Genomic DNA, 17792 nt, shown 5'->3' with positions numbered 1-17792 from the left:
ATCCGGGGGGCTCCGGGCGTATCAGCCTGTCCAGACCCTTCCTCGCCTACGGATCCCTGCCGTGACCGCTCAGACCTCCTCCGCCTCGACCCTTTCCGATCGGGGCATCACCCCCGTCTCGATGACCCTGTACGACCAGGACTTCCAGGCCTTCGCCGATGCGCTGGGCGGATCGTTCGAGCGCTACGGCTTTGCCGTGATCGCCGACCACGGGCTGGAGCCGGCGGTGATCGACGGGGCTCTCAATGACGCCAAGACCTTCTTTGCCCTGCCCGAGGATGTGAAGCGGGCCTATCACGTGCCCGGCACGGGCGGCGCGCGCGGCCTGACGCCGTTCGGGGTCGAGGCGGCCAAGGGGGCGGCGGCCGTTGACCTCAAGGAGTTCTGGCACGTCGGCCGGGAGCTTCCGGAAGGCCATCCCTACCGCACCTTCATGCGCGACAACATGTGGCCGACCGAGGTCGAGGGCTTCCGCCGGCATGTCTATGGCCTGTTCGAGGCCATGGACGCCCTGGGCGCCCGTATCCTGCGCGCCATCGCACGCCACCTGGGCCTTGCGGACGGCTATTTCGAGGACAAGGTCGAGATGGGCAACAGCATCCTGCGCCTGCTGCACTATCCGCCGGTCGAGGGTGAACCCGCCGGTGTCCGCGCCGGGGCCCACGAGGACATCAATGTCATCACCCTGCTGCTGGGCGCCGAAGAAGCCGGCCTGCAGCTGAAGGAGAAGGATGGCAGCTGGCTGGACGTCGCGCCGCCGCCGGGAGCGCTGGTGGTCAACATCGGTGACATGCTGCAGCGGCTGACCAATCACGTCCTGCCGTCGACAAGCCACCGGGTGATCAATCCGTCACCCGAGCGCAGCCGCTATGCCCGCTATTCGATGCCGTTCTTCCTGCACTTCAATCCGGATTTCGTCATCGAGACCCTGCCGTCAACGGTCACGCCCGACAATCCGGACCGCTATGCGGGCAAGTCGATCATGGCCGAGGACTTCCTGACGGAACGCCTCAAGGAAATCCGGCTGATCTGACCCGCGCTCAAGCAGCGAGCGACCGCGTCGCGAGCGTTAGCGCCCCAATCTGCGCTCAGGCAGCGAGCCGCCGCGTCGCGGGAAGCGACGCGGCCGCCCTGGCCTATTTCGAGATCCTCAGCCGGGTGATGTCGCGGCCGATGGCCTTGAAGGCTTCCGACAGGTCCGCACCGCTGGCGGGCAGGAAGGCCGCCCCCGAACTGGCGCAGGCGTTCAGCACCTGGGCGCCGCGGCCGCGTGAATCCAGCTGGAAGCCGACTGTGTAGACGATCACGCCCTGGGCCTTCATCGCCTCACACAGGGCCACGGTCTGGTCGAACGGATCGCCGTTGGTGGCGTCACAGGCGATCTTGTCAGACAAGGAGCCCGAACCCGAGCCCGCGTTCTGGGCGATCACGCCCGAGCAATAGGGGGTGTTGAACTCGCCGTCGGTCATGATCACCACGGCCTTCAGCAGGTCCGGGTCGCGATATGCGCCCGCCGCACTGTTCGGCCACAGCGAGTTGAAGTTCGGCGACACCGTGTACCAGCCCCAGGCCGTACCGATCTGGGCGGCCGTCGATCCGTCGGTGGTGAAGTTGTCGATGGCCGACTTCAGGCCCGCGCGGTCGCTGGACAGCGGGATGATCGGCGAGGTCGGGCAGGCATTGCCGGAGGTGCCGGAGTAGTTGAACTGGATCCGGTTCGATCCGTTCGGCGACACGTCCGTATACCGGTTGGTGCCCGTGCGTTCGGCCACGCAGTTCGAGCTGCGGAACCACTTCAGGCTGCCATAGGGGTTACGGAACACGCGCCACTCACAGCCGTACTGTCCGCACCAGGACCGGCCGCCGTGGGTGAAGCTGCCGACCTGCGGGCCCGGAACGCCGATGGCGTATTTGGCCGGGTTCACGACCTGGACTTCGTAGCCGGCGTTGTTGATCTGGGTCGCGCCGCCGACATTGTCGATATAGACGGTGTCGCCGTCGCTGAAGCCGTGGTTGCCCGTGGTCGAGATCACGACCGAGCAGTCCCACTGCAGGCATTTGCGGACGCGGCCATTGCGGCTGTAGCGGCTGTAGCCATCCGACGAACGGGTCCGCAGCGTGCTCCAGCCGTTGCCGTTCCAGTACTGCAGGGTGAAGGTATCGCTGCCCGTGCGGACGACGCGATAGGGCTTGTCGTTGATCTGGTACATGCCGTCGACGTCGTCGATCCAGACATAGTCCCCCGTCGACAGGCCATGGCCCGAGGTGGTCGTCACCTCACCCGTGCTCGAGCGCGTGATGTTCTCGATGTAGCTCGGCTGACCCACCTGCCATTCGACATTGCTGATACCGAGGTAGGAGGTCGGCGATCCGGTCACCGAATTATGGATATCGCCCAGATTCACACCCATCGAATAGGGGACCAGCGCAACCTTGGAATAATAGGGCTCCTGCATGTCCTGGACGACCATGGTGACCAGCTCCTTGGCCGCCACCTTCAGATCCTGGACCCGGCTGCCGCTCATCGAGCCGGTCAGGTCCAGCACCAGCGACACTTCGAGGTTCTTGGACGAGCGGTTGACCTCGGAATGGGCGCCGACCGGCAGGAAGTCGTCCATGAACTGCCCGTAGGGCGGCAGGAAGACATTGGCGACCAGCGTCTTCACATCGACCGAGCCCTGGGCGACCACCACCTGGTCCTCGTTCAGCACAAAGGTGGTCTTGTCCTCGCGCAGGACGACGTTCGGATAGTTGGACAGATTGGCGCGCAGGGCGTTCATGCCCACGCGCTGGATGTCGGCCGGCTGGGTATACGGCGAACGGGCGGCGGCCAGCGCCGAGGCGTCCAGCGCGTCCTGCAGGTTCACCCGCACGGTCGAAGCCCGGTGGATGTCCACCCCGCCGACCGTCATCAGCACCATGACCGGCAGGCTCAGCCCGAAGATCAACGCCACATTCCCGCGGCGATCCCCGAAGAAGCCCTTCAGCCTTTCAGCCCACTTGCGCATGCCTGTCGTCCCGACCGTTTCCACATTCTGTGCGGGCACGGGCCCACACCTGCGGCGATCATGCCGCAGGCGGGGTTAAGGGAACGACCAAGATGAACGGTTAACGGTGGCGCTTACCAGCCGCAGTCCTTGCCCTTGTTCTGTTCGGTCAGCCAGGCATCCAGCGGCGCGAAATAGTCGGCGATGGCCGAGGCATCCCCCATACGCTCACCGGTGAAGGCGTACATGGCCTCGGGCCAGGGCCGCGACTGGCCCATTTCCATCATGGCGTTGAAGCGCTGGCCGACGGCCTCATTGCCGTAGATCGAACAGCGGTGCAGCGGTCCGGTCCAGCCGATCTGCTCGCAAGCCGCCCGGTGGAACTGGAACTGGTAGATGTGCGCCAGGAAGTACCGCGTGTACGGCGTATTTCCCGGGATATGGTATTTGGCGCCCGGGTCGAAGGCGTCGGCCGGACGGTCGCCCGGCGGCACCAGGCCCTGGTATTTCAGCATATTGGCCGACCAGGCGTCATTGTATTCGGCAGGCGAGGTCTCGCCCGAGAACACGTCCCAGCGCCAGCGATCGACCATCAGCCCGAATGGCAGGAAGGCGATCTTGTCCAGCGCCATCTTGAGCAGGAAGGGGATGTCCTCGTCCGTGCCCGGAACCTCGTCCAGCAGACCGATCTGGTTCAGATAGGTCGGCGTCAGGGCCGACAGGCCGATGAAGTCGCCGATCGCCTCGTGGAAACCGTCGTTCGCGCCGTTCTTGAACAGGAACGGCTGATCCTTATAGGCGCGCTGATAGAAGTTGTGCCCCAGTTCGTGGTGCACGGTGTAGAAGTCCTCGGCATTGACCTGGGTGCACATCTTGATGCGCACATCCTCAAGGTTGTCGATGTCCCAGGCCGAGGCGTGGCAGACGACCTCGCGGTCGCGCGGGCGGGTGATCTGGCTGCGTTCCCAGAAGGTCTCCGGCAGCGGGGCCATGCCCAGCGAGGTGTAGAAGCCCTCGCCCGTGCGCACCATCTTCTCGGCGTCATAGCCCGCATCGACCAGCAGTTCGGTCATGTCATAGCTGGAGGTGCCGCCGGTCTTCGGCGCCACGACGTCATAGATATTGCCCCACTGCTGCGACCACATATTGCCCAGCAGGTCCGCGCGGATCGGGCCGCTATCGGGCTGCACCAGATCGCCATAGCGCTCGTTCAGACGCGAGCGCACATAGCAGTGCAGGTTCTCGTAGAAGGGCTTCACCTGATCCCACAGCCGGTCGGTCTCGGCGGCGAAGGCGTCCGGTTCCATGTCATAGCCCGAGCGCCACATGGCCCCGACGTCGTCAAAGCCCAGCTCGCGGGCCCCTTCGTTGGCGATGTTGACCATGCGGGTGTAGTCGTCGGCCATCACCGGCGAAATGGTCCGCCAGCCTTCGTACAGCGCCTTGGTCTCGGCCGGATCGCGGCTTTCGGCCAGAAGCTGGCTGGCCTCGTCCAGGGTGATCATCCGGCCCTGATATTCGAACTTGCCGGTCGCATAGGTCGAGTCGAGCCGGGTCGTGATATCGGCCAGCTCGGTCGCGGCCCCCGGCTTGTTCGGCGCCGGCAGGACGATGCCCTGGGTCAGGATGTTCAGCTTGCGGCGGACGTCGAAGGGCACCTCGACGTCGTTGAAACGCGCCGCCTCATTGGCCAGCTTGACCGACAGCTCGGTGTACTGGGCGTTGGCCTGCGCCTCGAGCAACATGGTGTCGTGGGTGATGTTGGTCGCCCGCACCCAGGCCACGCGGCCTGCATATTCACTCGCCTCGGCCAGTTGCTTTTCGGCATCAGCGACGAAGGCGGCGGCCTCGGCGGCGGTCGGCGCCTGACCCATCAGATTGGCTTCGGTCAGGGCGGGGGTGGACGCGCTGGTCCGGGCCGGCGAATTGGCGACCTGTTGAGTGCCGCCGTCGTGTTCGGTCATAAAGCCCGGCATGCCGGCACAGCCTGCAGCGCCTGCCGCCAGGGCACACAGGGCTACGGTCATCGTCAGGGTGCGTTTCATGGGGTCCTCCGCCTTGCACAAACCGGCTTGTTAACTGTCGCGCATCCGACGCTTCCCCGCCGCGCGCGTCAAGTCCGCCTCAGTCCAGCACGCAGGCCGCCAGCCCGTCATTGCGCACCGTGCCCATGGCCGCCTGAACCCGCCGGGCGCGACCGCGGACATAGGGGCCGGGGCTGGAGGCATTGTAGCGGCGCGGGCTGGGCAGCACCGCTGCCAGACGCGCGGCCTCGCGGGCCGACAGGTCCCTGGCCGACTTGCCGAACCAGTGCTGGGCCGCCGCCTCGGCGCCATAGACGCCCGGCGCCCACTCGGCCACGTTGAGATAGACCTCGACGATGCGGCGCTTGGACCAGAAGGTCTCGATCAGCACCGTATAGCCGGCCTCCAGCCCCTTCCGGACCCACCCACGCCCGGGCCACAGAAAGACGTTCTTGGCCGTCTGCTGGCTGAGGGTCGAGGCGCCGCGCACCTTGCCGCTGCCCCGTCGTTTCGCCCGCTCATTGGCCTTGATCGCCTCGTCGATGGCCTCGAAGTCGAAGCCGTCGTGACTGCAGAAGCGCGCATCCTCCGAGGCGATCACCGCCTCAACCAGACGCGGCGAGATGTCGTCCAGACCGCGCCAGCGATAGTCCGCCGGCGATCCGGCGAAGCCGCGCTCGACCATCAGCAGGGTCGTCAGCGGCGGCACCACCGCATGGGTCAGAACCGACCCGACCGGCAGGACGATGGCCAGGCCCAGCGCGACCAGCGTCACACCCAGACAGCCGATCCGCCGCTTCGGCTTGTCCGAAGGGAATTCCGGCATGTGCGGGGCTTGGGCCATGCCGCATCATGAACAGCGCCGCTGGCTCAAGGCAAGCGGGCGAGGGCTACAGTTCGGCGATCCCGGCCTGACCGTCCTCGTCACCCCAGGCCAGGCGTTTGCCGTCGTCGCTCATCGCCAGGGCACAGATCGGCGCCCCGCGCTCGGCCTTGACGAAGGCGAGGCCCTGGCCCGCAGGATCGGCCCACCAGACGCGCCCGTCGGCCAGACCGGCGGCCACCCGCCCCTGCTTCACGGCCGCCGCCACATGGACGACCACGGCGCCTTCCTCAAAGCCGATCTCGGAGGCTTCCTTGCCCATTGGGCCGTCCGACCCGACGAACGGCCACAGCACCACGCCCGCCGCCCCGGCCGTGGCCAGCAGCTTGCCGCTCGACAGGAAGGCCATCGACCGGATCTTGGCCGGATAGCCGCCCATGCGCAGGTTCCGCTGGTCCTTCAGCCGCCAGCCGTGCAGCTGGTTGTCCTGCATGGTGGTGATGACAAAGGCGCCGTCGGGCGACACCGCCACCCCCGTATGCGACCCGGCCCATTTCATCGGGGCGGGCTGCTGCTCGGCGATCCGCGCATACCACAGGGCCACCCCGCCATAGGTCGAGGCGACCAGTCGCCGGCCCTTGGGATCGAACGCCAGCCCCGACACGGTCCGCTCATGGGTGAAGGCGCGTTTGAACGCCGCGTCCGACGGATCGAGCACGGTCGCCACCTTGCCCGAGGACCAGGCCAGCAGACCGCTTTCGGGGGATGCCGCGACCGCGTCGATCCAGCGGCCCTTCGCATCGGCCAGCGGCACCACCTCGTCCGCGCGCGACCAGACCAGTTTGCCGTCGTCGCCTCCGGTGATGACTCCCTGGCCGGACGGATGCCGCACGGCGCACAGAACGGCGCCGTCGTGTGCCTCGACCACCGTCCCGTCCTCGAACCGGATCGAACCGTCCCCCAGGGCAAACACGGCGCCCGAGGCGTCGAACAGGGCCGCAGTGGGCTGAGCGTCAAACGAGAGCTGCGTCACGCCTCCACCTCGCCGCAGCGGATCAGGCGCGAATTGCTGACGGCGGCCTGCCGGTGGACGACGGCCTCGCGGTATTCGGGATCGCGCAGCATTTCGAGGAAGGCGGCGCCCGTCGGATAGCGGGCGATGAAGGCGATGTCCCAGGCCTCGTCGCGCGGGCCGATCAGGGTCAGTTCCGGCACACCCGTCCAGATCTGCTCGCCGCCGGCCCGGGAAAAGGGCGCAGCCGCCTCGCGCCGGTAGAGCTTGTAGGCGTCGGCGCCGGTGATCGTCTTGCCGGTCATGGCATGGGCGGCCGGATAGAGGGCCTGCGGGCGGAAGCGCACCAGATTGATCATCATCACCGGCCGGTCGTCCGGCAGGTCGCGGAAAGCGGCGATAGCGTCGCGGGCGGGGTCGACGTGTTCCATCACGCCGCGCAGGCCTCAAAGCCCTTGCGCAGGGCGGCCTCGTCCAGATCGCGTCCGATGAAGACCGCGCGGCTCCAGCGGCGCTCGGCCTCGCCCCAGGGCTTCTGCAGGTCGCCCTCCAGGATCATGTGCACGGCCTGAAACACCAGCCGTTTGTCCTCGCCCGCCACATCGATGATGCCCTTGGCCCGCAGGATGTTCTGGCCCTGGGTCGCCAGCAACTGGTCCAGCCACTGGGTGAAGAGCTGACCGTTCACCGGACGGTCCAGCGACAGGGCGATGCCCTTGATGTCGTCCTCGTGCGCATGGCCCCGGGGGCCATGGTCGTGGTCGTGGTCGTGGTCATGGGCGTGGTCATGATCGTGAGGGTCGTGGCCGTGATCGTGGCCGCAGTCCGCGTCGTGCACATGGCCCTCGGCCCCGTGCGGCGGATTGAGGAAGTCGGGTCGCACCTCATTGATCCGGCCCAGATCAAAGCCATGCCGGTTGAGGATTTTGTCCAGCGGCACATCGGCGCGCTCGGCCCGGATGATCGGCGCCAGCGGGTTCAGGCCCCGCAGCCGGGCCTCGACGGTGGCCAGCTCGTCGGCGTTCACCAGATCGGTCTTGTTCAGGATGATCTGGTCGGCGAAGGCCACCTGCTCGCGCGCCTCCTTCGAGTCGTCGAGGCGGGCCATGACGTGCTTGGCGTCGACCAGGGCGGTCACGCTGTCCAGCACCGTCTTCTCGCGCACATCGTCGTCGACGAAGAAGGTCTGGGCCACCGGGCCGGGATCGGCCAGGCCCGTGGTCTCGACGATGATGGCGTCGAACGCCGGCTTGCCGGGGCGCTGGCGCTTCATCAGCCCCTGCACCACGCGGATCAGGTCGCCGCGCACCGTGCAGCAGACGCAACCGTTGTTCATCTCGAACACGTCCTCGTCGGCGCCGACGACCAGGTCGTTGTCGATGCCGATCTCGCCGAACTCGTTGACGATCACGGCATAGCGCTTGCCATGGTCCCCGGTCAGGATGCGGTTCAGAAGCGTGGTCTTGCCGGCGCCGAGGTAGCCGGTCAGCACGGTCACGGGTGTCTTGTCGGTCATGCGCGCTAGATGGAGCGTCCGGCCCGGAAAGAAAAGGCCCTCAGCACTGCGGACAGTCGTGCAGGGGCTCGCTCTCCAGCTGGATGGTCACGTGGTCGATGTTGAAGGTGTGGCGGGCCAGCGCCTGTACCTCGGCCAGCAGGACCGCGGCGTCCGCCCGCTCGTGCACCAGATGGGCGGTCAGGGCGGCGTCGGTGGTCGACATGCCCCAGATGTGCAGGTCGTGCACGGCCGTCACTCCGGGCACGGCCAGCAGGCCTTCGCGCACCCGGTCGACCACGATCCCGGCGGGCGCCCCGTCCAGCGCCAGATTGACGGAGTCCTTCAGCAGTCCCCAGGTCGACCACAGGATCACGGCCACGATCACCAGGCTGAAGATCGGATCGACGACCGACCAGCCCGTCATCCAGATCAGACCGCCGGCCAGCACCACCCCGATCGACACCGCCGCATCGGCCATCATGTGCAGATAGGCCCCGCGCACATTCAGGTCCTTGTGCTGGTCCTTCAGGAACAGCAGCGCCGTGCCCAGATTGATGACGAAGCCGATGCCCGCCACCGCCATGATGATCCCCGAGGCGACGGGCTGGGGTTCCACGAACCTCTGCACCGCCTCCCAGCCGATCCAGCCGCAGGCCAGGATCAGCAGCAGGGCATTGGCCAGGGCGGCCAGCACCGTCCCCTTGCGATAGCCATAGGTCAGCGAGCCGCGCGCACTTCTCCGCGACAGCCAGGCCGCGCCGCCTGCCATCGCGAGGCCCAGCACATCGGACAGGTTGTGCCCCGCGTCGGCCATGAGGGCGGTCGAGCCGGCAAAGGCGCCCGCGCCGAATTCGATGATGACGAACAGCAGATTGACGCCCAGACCCACGGCATAGCGCCAGTCACCGGTGTCGACCGGGCCGTGGTCGTGGCCATGGCTGTGTCCATGCCCATGCCCATGGCTGTGCCCGTGCCCGTGATTGTGGCCGTGCGCGTGCTGGGGCTTTTCGGTGGAATCGTGCGCGTCGTGGGCCATGGTAGGACCCTAGTGCTGGTGCAGGACGACGAGAAGCCCCAGACCGATCAGGGCCAAGCCCAGGATCGCGCCTTCATAGCGGGCCCAGCGCTCCAGCCGCAGGATCGAGGCTCCTGCGCGGGCCAGCGTGGTGAATACCGCCATGCCCAGAACCGTCCCAACCGCCAGCACCAAGGTTAGCAGGCCCAGCACCATCAAACCTTCCTCGGCCGACGACAGATAGAGCGGCAGCAGGACCTCACCGGGCGAGGCGGCCATCACCGCCACCAGTCCCCAGAAGGCCGCCGCCTGCGACACCGTCTGCTCGGGGGTCTCCAGTTCCGGCCCCTGGGCGGGCAGGGGTTTTCGCACCGTGGCGCGCGCCAGATAGAACAGGCCCAGCACGAACAGCAGTCCGGCGGACAGCCAGGGCAGCAGGCCGGTCACCCACTGGTCCAACGCCAGCCCGGCCATCACGATCAGGCCGCCGACGACCGCGGTCACCGCGATATGGGCCAGCCCTGCCGCCGTCACCGACGCCAGGGTGGTGCCGAGGTTCCACCGCTGCGCCCGGCCGACCAGCACGAACGGCAGCCAGTGGGTGGGTAGGGCGGCATGCAGGAATGCCGTCACAAACCCGCCGACCAGCAGCGAGACAAGCAGGGAGGTTTGAAGGTCGGACGGCGCCATCGATCCGTCCATAGCCTGTTACTTTATAACGGTCGAGAGGGGTTGTATCGATTCTGTCCCGGCGCGGGCGCAGAGGGTCCGGAAAACGCATATGTCCGTTGACTCGCGCCCGGCCTTCCGTATATGTCGCCGCTCTTCGCCTGCGGGGGTCCCTCGCGGGCGCTTATCTTTATGCGTTCAGGCTTTGAGGCTTTCGATATGTACGCGGTAATCAAGACCGGCGGAAAACAATACCGGGTCCAACCGGGCGACGTGCTGGTCGTCGAAAAGCTGGACGGCGACGCCGGTTCGGACATCAGCTTCGGCGAAGTGCTGATGCTGGGCGGTGACAAGGGCGTGACCGTCGGGGCCCCGCTGATCGACGGTGCGACCGTCGCCGCGACCCTGATCGAGACCCGCAAGGGCGAGAAGGTCAAGATCTTCAAGAAGATCCGTCGTCAGGGCTACCGCCGCACCCGCGGTCACCGCCAGATGGAATCGGTCCTGCGCATCACCGGCATCGAAGGCGCCGGCGAGAAGGCCAAGTGGGACGGCGAAACCTCGCTGATGACCAAGGCTGAAATGAACCTGCGCGCCCGGGGCCTGGCCTCGCGCGATGCGGCTCCGGCCCAGGACGAGGCTCCCAAGGCCAAGGCCGCCCCGGCGAAGAAGGCTCCGGCCAAGAAGGCCGCCGCCCCCAAGACTGAGGCCACGACGGACGAGGCTCCCAAGGCCAAGGCTCCGGCAAAGAAGGCCCCCGCCAAGAAGGCCGCGCCCAAGGCCGACAAGGAATAAGGTTTCAGGCGCACCGTTCGTCGGTGTGCTAAGGTGAAGTTATAAGCCCTCAAGCAGCGAGCGCCCGCGGCGCAAGCGTTAGGGCAAACAGGAAGTACGGAGCAGTCTCATGGCTCACAAAAAGTCCGGTGGTTCGTCGCGTAACGGTCGCGACTCCGAGTCCAAACGCCTCGGCGTGAAGAAATTTGGCGGCGAGCGCGTGCTGGCCGGCAACATCATCATTCGTCAGCGCGGGACCAAGTGGCACCCGGGCGACAACGTGGGCATGGGCCGTGACCACACCCTCTTCGCCCTTACCCAGGGCGCGGTGAAGTTCACCACCAAGGCCGGCGGCCGTTGTTACGTGTCCGTCCTTGCGGCCAACGACGACCAGGCAGTCGCCGCCGCCGCCGAGTAACACGACGCCCGACCCCGGATCGTGTTGCTCCTCCAGCAGCCGATCCGGACCAAGGGAAATATTCCGCGGGGAGTCTGGATCACCAGGCTCCCCGTTTTCGTTCCCCGCCTCGTGCCGCCCGAGCCCTCTCAAGGGGGTGGCAGAAAGACCGAGGCCTCGCCATGTGCGGAATCGAACCCCAGCCCATCATAGAAACGCGGCGTCTGGCGCTGAGAGCGCCCCGTCCCGAGGACATCTCGCGCCTCGTCGCCCTGGCCAACGACCCCGACATCGCGCGCATGACCCTGCGCATGCCCACGCCCTATACGGCCCGGGACGCCGAGGCGTTCGTGGCGAGCGTCGCCGCCCAGGACCCGCGCACGGGCAGCACCTTCCTGATCGAGCATGAGGACCACGGACCGGTGGGTGTGATCGGCCTGTTCGATGACGCGGATCCGGTGCCCGAGACGGGCTACTGGATCGGTCGGCCTTTCTGGGGGCGGGGCTATGCCACCGAGGCCTTGCAGGGCGCGCTCAGCTGGGCGCGCAGCCGCTGGCGCAAGCGGGCGCTGGTCGCCGGCCACTTCGTCGATAATCCGGCCTCGGGCCGGGTGCTGGAAAAGGCGGGTTTTCTGTATACGGGCGAGGTTCGTCCCGGCCTCAGCCGCGCGCGGGGCGGCCCGGTGGAAACACGCCGGATGGTCTGGCTGGCCTGAGGGCCGGCCAGATCCCGACTCAGACCAGCGGCGGGGGCATGAAGACCATCAGCAGGGCGACGGTCACGGCGGCCAGGGCCACGATGATGCCCAGCACAAAGGCCAGGGCCATGCGCGCGCGCCTGCGCCGCAGGCCACCGCTCGGCACCGAGCGGATGAGCACGAACGGGCGCCGGTCAAAGGCTTCCGAACCGGTGATATTGTGTCGGGACATAAACGCGCTCCCCTGACCGAACCAAGTACCCGAACGGGCACTGGCGCCCACAGACCCGTCGGCTGGGGCCAAAGGATGGCGAACGGCGGTTTATCTCGGGATCAGCCGCAGTAGACCAGGCGCCCCGAGTAGGCGCGGTAGTAGCCGCTGCGCGGATCATAGGACCGGTAGTTTCGGCTGCACCAGTCGATCCGGCGCGGGTCGCGGCCCTGGCCATAGGCCGATCCACCCCCGCCATAGACCACGTCGGGCCGGCCATAGGCGCCGTAATAGGTGGTGGTGTCGCGGGAGTCGTAGCGGCTCCGGTACGACCGGTGCTCCGACCCGTAATAGGGCTGCGGCCCCGCATAGCCGTAGCCATAGCCGTAATTGTAGCCGTAGCCGTATCCATAGCCGTCGTCGTACCGGCGATGATCGCGCCGGTCATAGCTGCCATACGAGCTGCGCCCCCGCTGGTCGCGCCAGCGCGCGTCGCAGTCGCTGCGGTTGGCGTCCCAGAAGGCATCGCATCGATAGTCGCCCGGCCGGTCGCGCTGGGCCGCTACGCTCCAGTCCGAGCTGTACCGGGTCGTGTCCGAGCGGTAGCGCCGCTCATAGCGATAGGACGAATCGCGGTCATAGCGGTCCCGCCCAAAGCTGTCCTGATAGCCGTACGGCGTCTGGTAGCCATAGCCGTCGTAATAGCTGCTCTGGGCCATGGCGGCCGGGGCCGACAGGGCGACGAGAGCGCCCGCGGCGACCAGCATTCCCGGGAATTTCGACAGGCCGGCCATGGCGGGCTCCATTCGCTAGAGGGTGACGTCCACGCGCGCGCCGGCACGGGTGCGGACACGCTGCATCATGACCACGCGCTCCTCGCCGCCGGCGCTGACCGGGGCGATGATGAACCACTCCCCGGCGGGCAGGGCGTTGAACTGGAAGCGGTTGTCGCTGCAGGTCGAGGACCGGACATAGGACCGGTAGTCGGCATTCGGGTCGGCCACCGTGCGGGCCCGCACCACCGACTCGGGCAGGGCCGCGCGATCGATCGAGCCGTACAGATTGCGGAAGCGGGCGCGGGTGTAGGGGGTGACCGGCGTCAGGGCGACCGAGCCGGTGCAGGTATAGCGGGTGCCGTTCTGGGCATAGGTGATGCGGCCATCGACGCCGGCGGTGCCGTTCCCGGCCGACCAGGCGAAGTCGGCGGCGTTAAAGGCAGTCGATTCGGTTACCGGGCCGGACGTCGGCCCCATGGTGGGCGCGCAGGCCGCCGTGGCGGCGAGGGCAGCAACGGACAGGGCGAGGGCGGTGGGGCGCATCGACAGGGGCATTCTCAAGTCTTCCTTCCAGGCTCGGGCGATCGATCATACGACCGGATCGGCGTCACTGCCATGACGCCTAACGCACGCCTCAAGGTCAAGGTTGCGGGCGCCCGGGGTCTGGTCCAAAAGCGGCGACACAAGACCGCGACCCACGCGGCCGGAGCGTCAGGGGCAAACCAGGGATGACCGTCACCTTTCAGGATATCGAGGCCGCCCGTGACCGGATCCGCGGCCAGGTCGACCACACCCCCACGCGGCACTCCCGGCGCCTGTCCGAGCTGACCGGGGCCGAGGTCTGGGTCAAGTTCGACAATCTGCACTTTACCGGCAGCTTCAAGGAGCGCGGGGCGCTCAACCGGCTGATGCTGCTGGATGCGGATGAGCGGAAACGCGGCGTCGTCGCCGCCTCGGCTGGCAACCATGCCCAGGCGCTGGCCTACCACGGGGGCCGACTGGGCATCCCCGTGACCATCGTCATGCCCGAGGGCACCCCCTTCGTGAAGATCGACGGCACCCGGCGCCACGGGGCCCGGGTGGTCATTGAGGGCGCCGACTTCACCGGCTCGACCGCCGAGGCCCACCGGCTGCGCGACGACGAAGGCTTCGTCTTCATCTCGGCCTTTGACGATGAGGGCATTGTGGCCGGACAGGGCGTCTGCGCCATGGAGTTCCTCGAGGACGCGCCGGACCTCGAGGAGATGATCATCCCGATCGGCGGCGGTGGCCTGATCGCCGGCTGTTCGATCGCGGCCGAGGCGATCCGGCCCGAGCTTCAGGTCCATGGCGTCGAGGCGGCCATGTATCCGTCCTTCACCGCCCGCCGGCGCGGCGAGACCCCGAAGTGCGGCGGGGCCACCATTGCCGAGGGCATCGCCATCAAGGCCGTCGGCGACATTCCCTTCGCCCTGGCCGACCCGCGGGTGAAGGAGGTCTTCGTCTGTCAGGAGGCCGAGTTCGAAAAGGCCGTCGCCTTCTATGCCACGCTGGAAAAGACGGTGGCCGAGGGCGCGGGCGCGGGGGGCCTCGCCGCCCTGCTGGCCAATCCGGAGCGCTTCAAGGGCCGCAAGGTCGGTCTGGTCCTGTGCGGCGGCAATATCGACGCGCGGATGCTGGCCGTGGTCCTGAACCGCGAAATGGTGCGTGAGCGGCGCCTGATCGTCTATCGCATCCTCGGCGACGACCGCCCCGGCATGCTGTCGGCCATGGCGGCCGTGATCGGGGGTCTGGGCGGCAATATCATCGACGTGGTCCACAACCGTCTGGCGCTCGACGTGCCGGCCAAGGGGGCCGAGTTCGACATCATGGTGGAAACCCGCGACTCGGCGCATGCCGATGACATCGCCAGCGCTTTGAAGGACAAGGGTTATGAACTTCGCATGGGTTAGGGCCGGGGCGCTGGCCGCCGCCCTTCTGGCGGTCGCCGCGTGCGGCAACGGGAATGCCGACGCTTCGGCGGATGCCGAGGCGCGGGCCGAGGCCGCCGCCTATTTCCTGAAATCGAACGCGCGGGCCAAGGGCGTGAAAACGACCGAAAGCGGCCTCCAGTACAAGGTGCTCCAGTCCGGTCCGGCCGACGGCGTCCAGCCCGATTCCAACGATCTTATTCGCCTCGAATATGAGGGCAGCCTGACCAATGGCGACGTGTTCGACAGCTCCTTCGAGCGCGGCATGCCGGTCGTCATGTCGCCCCAGAATCTGGTCCCCGGCTGGATCGAGGCCCTGCAGATGATGCGTCCGGGCGACGAGTGGATGCTCTATGTCCCGCCCGAGCTGGGCTATGGCGAGGAAGGTCGCCCCGGCATCCCGCCGAACTCGGTGCTGGTCTTCCGGCTCAAGATGCTGGCCGTCGCCCCGGCGCCCGGTGGTCACCGCGGTGTGGGCGAAGCCAACGGCTGATCAGGGCGCGTCTGGCGACAGGCGCTGCACAGCCCAGCGGGCGGCGTCTGCGACCACCGGGTCCGGGTCCGAGGCAAGGTCGCGGGCCACGGACAGCAGCTCCGGATCGCCGCTGTTGCCGATGGCGTACAGCACATTGCGGACGAACCGGTCGCGGCCGATCCGCTTGACCGGGCTCTTGCGAAAGCGCGCGCGGAACGTGGCGTCGTCCAGTGCGGCCAGCTCGGCCAGCGGCGGCGCGACCGCCTCGTCCCGCGCCGCCAGCCGTCCCTCGTTCGAGGCCCGGGCGAACTTGTTCCACGGACACACGGCCAGACAGTCGTCGCAGCCATAGATGCGGCTGCCGGTCGCCTCCCGGAATTCCTCCGGCCAGGGCCCGGCGAACTCGATGGTCAGATAGGACAGGCACCGCCGCGCATCCAGCTGGAACGGCGCGGGAAAGGCGCGGGTCGGGCAGGCATCCAGACACGCGGTGCAGCTGCCACAGTGCTCGCCCTCGGCCTCATCGACCGGCAGTTCGGCGGCCGACAAGATCACCCCCAGGAACAGCCAGTTGCCGTGCTCGCGCGACAGCAGATTGGTGTGCTTGCCCTGCCAGCCCAGACCCGCGCGCTGGGCCAGCGGCTTTTCCATCAGGGGGGCGGTGTCCACGAACACCTTCACGTCCTCGCCGGTCTGCGCCGCCACATAGCCGGCCAGGGTCTTCAGTCGCCCCTTGATCAGCTCGTGATAGTCGTCACCGCGCGCATAGACCGAGATATAGCCCCGCGACCCGTCCTCCATCTCGATCAGGGGGTCATGGTCGGGCCCATAGTTCAGGCCCAGCACGATGGCGGTCCGCGCCTGGTCCCACATGCCGGTGGGGTGCCGGCGGCGCTCCAGCGTCGTCTCCATCCAGCCCATCTCGCCGTGGCGCCCGGCCTCGACGAAGCGGGCCAGCCGGTCTCCGGCCTCCCACGGCGCGTCCGCCGGGGCCAGCCGGCAGGCATCGAACCCCAGCGCCGAGGCGCGGGCGCGGATCTCCTCGACCAGGGTGTCGGAACGGGCGGCCATGGCCCCGCCTTGCCGTGAATGGCTCTAGAAGTCGAGGTCGTCGTAGTGGGCGACCGGCGGCTGTCCCGGCAGGCGATCGGACAGCAGCGGCCGGAAGCACGGCCGGCACTTCATCCGCATGTACCAGTCCTTCAGCCCCGGCCAGCTGGCCCAGGCGATCTCGCCGAAATAGTCCAGCACCGACAGGTGCGCCGCGGCGACCAGATCGGCCTGGCCCAGTCGGCGCCCCGCCAGCCAGTCGCGCGCCTGACACAGGGCCTCCAGCTCGACCAGATGGGCTTTCAGCGTTTCCCGCCCGGCCCGCAGCGCCCGCGCTTCGGGCGGGCCCAGCCGCAGCAGCGGCTTTTCCATCCGCTCGTGCAGCAGGATGGCCTGGACCTCGTCGGTGAATTTTCGTTCGAACCAGCCGGTCAGGCGGCGCGTCTCGGCCCGCTCGGCCGCATCGCGCGTGAACAGCAGCTTGCCTTCGGTCTGGTCGTCGACCCAGCCGAGGATGGCCGCGCTCTCGCACAGCACCAGATCATCGACCTTCAGCACCGGCGGCATGCCCGAGGGATTGAGCCCGTGCACCGGACAGTCGTCCTCCCACGGCTTCACCGGGGTCTCGCGCACGGCGATCTTCGCCTCGCCCAGGGCCAGACGCGCGCACCGCGATCCCGGATCGAAGGCGAAATGATACAGGATGGACTCGGCCATAGGGCCTCCATGCCCCAGCGGTCGTTAAGCGTGCGTTTACCGCAAGCGGCTCAGCCCCAGGGACCCCGCCGTGCCGGAGGCATGCCGGGCGTCAGCGCCGGCCCAACCCCGGCCTCGTGGCCCGAGGCGGTGCGGATCAGGGCCCATCCGCCCCAGCCCATCCAGATCGCCAGAATCAGTCCCGCCGCGGCATCGAGGGCGGGCACCCCCAGCAGCACTCCGGCGACCAGCCCCAGCAGAAGCACGCCCGCGGCGGCCGTTTCGGCGATCGACTGGTCCCGGGCGGCGCCGCGCGTCTCCGGCGCGCCGTCGGCCACCTCCCGCGCCCGCAGGCGGGCCAGCACCAGGGTCAGGCCCAGCACCCCCAGCGCCGCCGTCGGCGCCCACAGGCCGCCGGACAGGGCCTGCGGATGGCCGATCCGCCACAGGCAGATCAGGCCCATGAAGACACCGGCCGCCACCGCCATGCTGCCCTTGATGCGGCGCAGCCCGGCCTCGCCCTCCAGCGTCCGCGAGCGCCCGGCCCCCGCGATCAGGGCCAGCGCCATCAGATCGATCAGGCTGTCGGTCAGGGCGGTCAGCGCCCCCACCGAGCCCGAGGCCCGCGCGGCAAACACTTTGAGCGCGACTATGCCCATGATCAGCCCCCAGACGGCCCAGCGCGCAGCCGGCGTCGTGGCCGGACCGGAAACGGACGGGGGAGGGGGCGGGGTCATG

Annotated in this window: 20 protein-coding genes; 6 read left to right on the top strand and 14 right to left on the bottom strand. The window is 68.0% G+C overall.

Annotation, left to right across the window (positions count from 1 at the left end; translation table 11 throughout):
- Positions 1-121: 121 nt before the first annotated feature.
- Positions 122-1033 carry an isopenicillin N synthase family dioxygenase gene (locus LC068_RS05690; protein ID WP_226635470.1) on the top strand — a complete coding sequence of 304 codons (912 nt, stop codon included), beginning with the start codon at positions 122-124 and terminating at the stop codon, positions 1031-1033.
- 103 nt (positions 1034-1136) lie between these two features.
- Here the strand turns inward: LC068_RS05690 and LC068_RS05685 are convergent, their stop codons facing one another.
- From LC068_RS05685 to LC068_RS05650, 8 genes are all read right to left on the bottom strand, one after another.
- Positions 1137-3008: a ubiquitin-activating E1 FCCH domain-containing protein gene (locus LC068_RS05685; protein WP_226635233.1), complete on the bottom strand. Its 1872-nt coding sequence runs from the start codon at positions 3006-3008 to the stop codon at positions 1137-1139.
- A gap of 113 nt (positions 3009-3121) precedes the next feature.
- Positions 3122-5032 (bottom strand): M2 family metallopeptidase, encoded by a 1911-nt coding sequence (locus tag LC068_RS05680; protein WP_226635232.1) that lies wholly within the window; start codon positions 5030-5032, stop codon positions 3122-3124.
- 79 nt (positions 5033-5111) lie between these two features.
- Complete coding sequence (gene mtgA, locus LC068_RS05675) at positions 5112-5837, bottom strand: monofunctional biosynthetic peptidoglycan transglycosylase (protein ID WP_226635468.1); 726 nt, start codon at positions 5835-5837, stop codon at positions 5112-5114.
- Between the two features lie 64 nt (positions 5838-5901).
- Positions 5902-6867: a WD40 repeat domain-containing protein gene (locus LC068_RS05670; RefSeq protein WP_226635231.1), complete on the bottom strand. Its 966-nt coding sequence runs from the start codon at positions 6865-6867 to the stop codon at positions 5902-5904.
- Entirely contained in the window at positions 6864-7277 is a 414-nt protein-coding gene (locus LC068_RS05665) for a DUF1330 domain-containing protein (RefSeq protein ID WP_226635230.1), read from the bottom strand. Before LC068_RS05665 ends, LC068_RS05670 begins: the two co-directional genes overlap by 4 nt.
- A complete protein-coding gene (locus LC068_RS05660; RefSeq protein ID WP_226635229.1) occupies positions 7277-8362 on the bottom strand; it encodes a CobW family GTP-binding protein in 1086 nt (361 codons plus the stop codon). Before LC068_RS05660 ends, LC068_RS05665 begins: the two co-directional genes overlap by 1 nt.
- A gap of 40 nt (positions 8363-8402) precedes the next feature.
- Positions 8403-9380 (bottom strand): cation diffusion facilitator family transporter, encoded by a 978-nt coding sequence (locus LC068_RS05655; RefSeq protein WP_226635227.1) that lies wholly within the window; start codon positions 9378-9380, stop codon positions 8403-8405.
- 9 nt (positions 9381-9389) lie between these two features.
- Complete coding sequence (locus LC068_RS05650; protein WP_226635225.1) at positions 9390-10049, bottom strand: hypothetical protein; 660 nt, start codon at positions 10047-10049, stop codon at positions 9390-9392.
- Positions 10050-10247: 198 nt separating this feature from the next.
- On the opposite strand from LC068_RS05650, the gene rplU reads away from it, so the two are divergent.
- The 3 genes from rplU (at position 10248) to LC068_RS05635 (ending at position 11915) form a co-directional block, all read left to right on the top strand.
- Positions 10248-10823, top strand: a complete 576-nt coding sequence (rplU, locus tag LC068_RS05645) for a 50S ribosomal protein L21 (protein WP_226635466.1) — start codon at positions 10248-10250, stop codon at positions 10821-10823.
- A 109-nt stretch (positions 10824-10932) separates the two neighbouring features.
- Positions 10933-11220, top strand: coding sequence for a 50S ribosomal protein L27 (gene rpmA, locus LC068_RS05640; protein ID WP_209117087.1), 288 nt, complete (start codon positions 10933-10935; stop codon positions 11218-11220).
- Positions 11221-11381: 161 nt separating this feature from the next.
- Positions 11382-11915 carry a GNAT family N-acetyltransferase gene (locus LC068_RS05635; RefSeq protein ID WP_226635223.1) on the top strand — a complete coding sequence of 178 codons (534 nt, stop codon included), beginning with the start codon at positions 11382-11384 and terminating at the stop codon, positions 11913-11915.
- Positions 11916-11934: 19 nt separating this feature from the next.
- Here the strand turns inward: LC068_RS05635 and LC068_RS05630 are convergent, their stop codons facing one another.
- The 3 genes from LC068_RS05630 to LC068_RS05620 all read right to left on the bottom strand — a co-directional run bounded on the left by LC068_RS05630 (position 11935) and on the right by LC068_RS05620 (position 13439).
- Positions 11935-12129, bottom strand: a complete 195-nt coding sequence (locus LC068_RS05630) for a hypothetical protein (protein ID WP_226635221.1) — start codon at positions 12127-12129, stop codon at positions 11935-11937.
- A 101-nt stretch (positions 12130-12230) separates the two neighbouring features.
- Positions 12231-12902: a BA14K family protein gene (locus LC068_RS05625; protein ID WP_226635218.1), complete on the bottom strand. Its 672-nt coding sequence runs from the start codon at positions 12900-12902 to the stop codon at positions 12231-12233.
- Between the two features lie 15 nt (positions 12903-12917).
- Complete coding sequence (locus tag LC068_RS05620; protein WP_226635217.1) at positions 12918-13439, bottom strand: hypothetical protein; 522 nt, start codon at positions 13437-13439, stop codon at positions 12918-12920.
- A 173-nt stretch (positions 13440-13612) separates the two neighbouring features.
- On the opposite strand from LC068_RS05620, the gene LC068_RS05615 reads away from it, so the two are divergent.
- Together LC068_RS05615 and LC068_RS05610 are read left to right on the top strand one after the other, a co-directional pair.
- The gene (locus LC068_RS05615; protein WP_226635216.1) at positions 13613-14815 is read left to right on the top strand and encodes a threonine ammonia-lyase; all 1203 of its coding nucleotides are present in this window, start codon (positions 13613-13615) and stop codon (positions 14813-14815) included.
- The gene (locus tag LC068_RS05610; protein ID WP_226635215.1) at positions 14796-15326 is read left to right on the top strand and encodes an FKBP-type peptidyl-prolyl cis-trans isomerase; all 531 of its coding nucleotides are present in this window, start codon (positions 14796-14798) and stop codon (positions 15324-15326) included. The genes LC068_RS05615 and LC068_RS05610 overlap by 20 nt, the downstream gene beginning before the upstream one ends.
- Here LC068_RS05610 and queG read toward each other — a convergent pair whose 3' ends face one another.
- From queG to LC068_RS05595, 3 genes are read right to left on the bottom strand one after another with little or no spacing between them, the layout of a single operon-like run.
- Positions 15327-16379 carry a tRNA epoxyqueuosine(34) reductase QueG gene (gene queG, locus LC068_RS05605; RefSeq protein WP_226635214.1) on the bottom strand — a complete coding sequence of 351 codons (1053 nt, stop codon included), beginning with the start codon at positions 16377-16379 and terminating at the stop codon, positions 15327-15329.
- Between the two features lie 24 nt (positions 16380-16403).
- A complete protein-coding gene (fzlA, locus tag LC068_RS05600) occupies positions 16404-17075 on the bottom strand; it encodes an FtsZ-binding protein FzlA (RefSeq protein WP_226635213.1) in 672 nt (223 codons plus the stop codon).
- A 50-nt stretch (positions 17076-17125) separates the two neighbouring features.
- The gene (locus LC068_RS05595) at positions 17126-17791 is read right to left on the bottom strand and encodes a cation diffusion facilitator family transporter (protein WP_226635211.1); all 666 of its coding nucleotides are present in this window, start codon (positions 17789-17791) and stop codon (positions 17126-17128) included.
- Position 17792 lies beyond the last annotated feature (1 nt).

Origin of the sequence: Brevundimonas poindexterae (assembly GCF_020524625.1) — a bacterium.
GTDB lineage: Bacteria > Pseudomonadota > Alphaproteobacteria > Caulobacterales > Caulobacteraceae > Brevundimonas > Brevundimonas poindexterae_A.
Note: the sequence above shows the minus strand (reverse complement) of the source record. Positions and strands in the feature narration are given on the sequence as shown.

Excerpts from the sequence above, each read along its gene's own strand:
- LC068_RS05610 (WP_226635215.1), top strand. The coding sequence starts at position 14,796 with ATGAACTTCGCATGGGTTAGGGCCGGGGCGCTGGCCGCCGCCCTTCTG.
- LC068_RS05630 (WP_226635221.1), bottom strand. The coding sequence starts at position 12,129 with ATGTCCCGACACAATATCACCGGTTCGGAAGCCTTTGACCGGCGCCCG.
- LC068_RS05620 (WP_226635217.1), bottom strand. The coding sequence starts at position 13,439 with ATGCCCCTGTCGATGCGCCCCACCGCCCTCGCCCTGTCCGTTGCTGCC.
- LC068_RS05665 (WP_226635230.1), bottom strand. The coding sequence starts at position 7,277 with ATGGAACACGTCGACCCCGCCCGCGACGCTATCGCCGCTTTCCGCGAC.
- rplU (WP_226635466.1), top strand. The coding sequence starts at position 10,248 with ATGTACGCGGTAATCAAGACCGGCGGAAAACAATACCGGGTCCAACCG.
- LC068_RS05595 (WP_226635211.1), bottom strand. The coding sequence starts at position 17,791 with ATGACCCCGCCCCCTCCCCCGTCCGTTTCCGGTCCGGCCACGACGCCG.
- LC068_RS05680 (WP_226635232.1), bottom strand. The coding sequence starts at position 5,032 with ATGAAACGCACCCTGACGATGACCGTAGCCCTGTGTGCCCTGGCGGCA.
- LC068_RS05635 (WP_226635223.1), top strand. The coding sequence starts at position 11,382 with ATGTGCGGAATCGAACCCCAGCCCATCATAGAAACGCGGCGTCTGGCG.
- LC068_RS05660 (WP_226635229.1), bottom strand. The coding sequence starts at position 8,362 with ATGACCGACAAGACACCCGTGACCGTGCTGACCGGCTACCTCGGCGCC.
- LC068_RS05615 (WP_226635216.1), top strand. The coding sequence starts at position 13,613 with ATGACCGTCACCTTTCAGGATATCGAGGCCGCCCGTGACCGGATCCGC.
- rpmA (WP_209117087.1), top strand. The coding sequence starts at position 10,933 with ATGGCTCACAAAAAGTCCGGTGGTTCGTCGCGTAACGGTCGCGACTCC.
- LC068_RS05655 (WP_226635227.1), bottom strand. The coding sequence starts at position 9,380 with ATGGCCCACGACGCGCACGATTCCACCGAAAAGCCCCAGCACGCGCAC.
- LC068_RS05625 (WP_226635218.1), bottom strand. The coding sequence starts at position 12,902 with ATGGCCGGCCTGTCGAAATTCCCGGGAATGCTGGTCGCCGCGGGCGCT.
- LC068_RS05685 (WP_226635233.1), bottom strand. The coding sequence starts at position 3,008 with ATGCGCAAGTGGGCTGAAAGGCTGAAGGGCTTCTTCGGGGATCGCCGC.
- LC068_RS05690 (WP_226635470.1), top strand. The coding sequence starts at position 122 with ATGACCCTGTACGACCAGGACTTCCAGGCCTTCGCCGATGCGCTGGGC.
- mtgA (WP_226635468.1), bottom strand. The coding sequence starts at position 5,837 with ATGCCGGAATTCCCTTCGGACAAGCCGAAGCGGCGGATCGGCTGTCTG.
- LC068_RS05650 (WP_226635225.1), bottom strand. The coding sequence starts at position 10,049 with ATGGCGCCGTCCGACCTTCAAACCTCCCTGCTTGTCTCGCTGCTGGTC.
- queG (WP_226635214.1), bottom strand. The coding sequence starts at position 16,379 with ATGGCCGCCCGTTCCGACACCCTGGTCGAGGAGATCCGCGCCCGCGCC.
- fzlA (WP_226635213.1), bottom strand. The coding sequence starts at position 17,075 with ATGGCCGAGTCCATCCTGTATCATTTCGCCTTCGATCCGGGATCGCGG.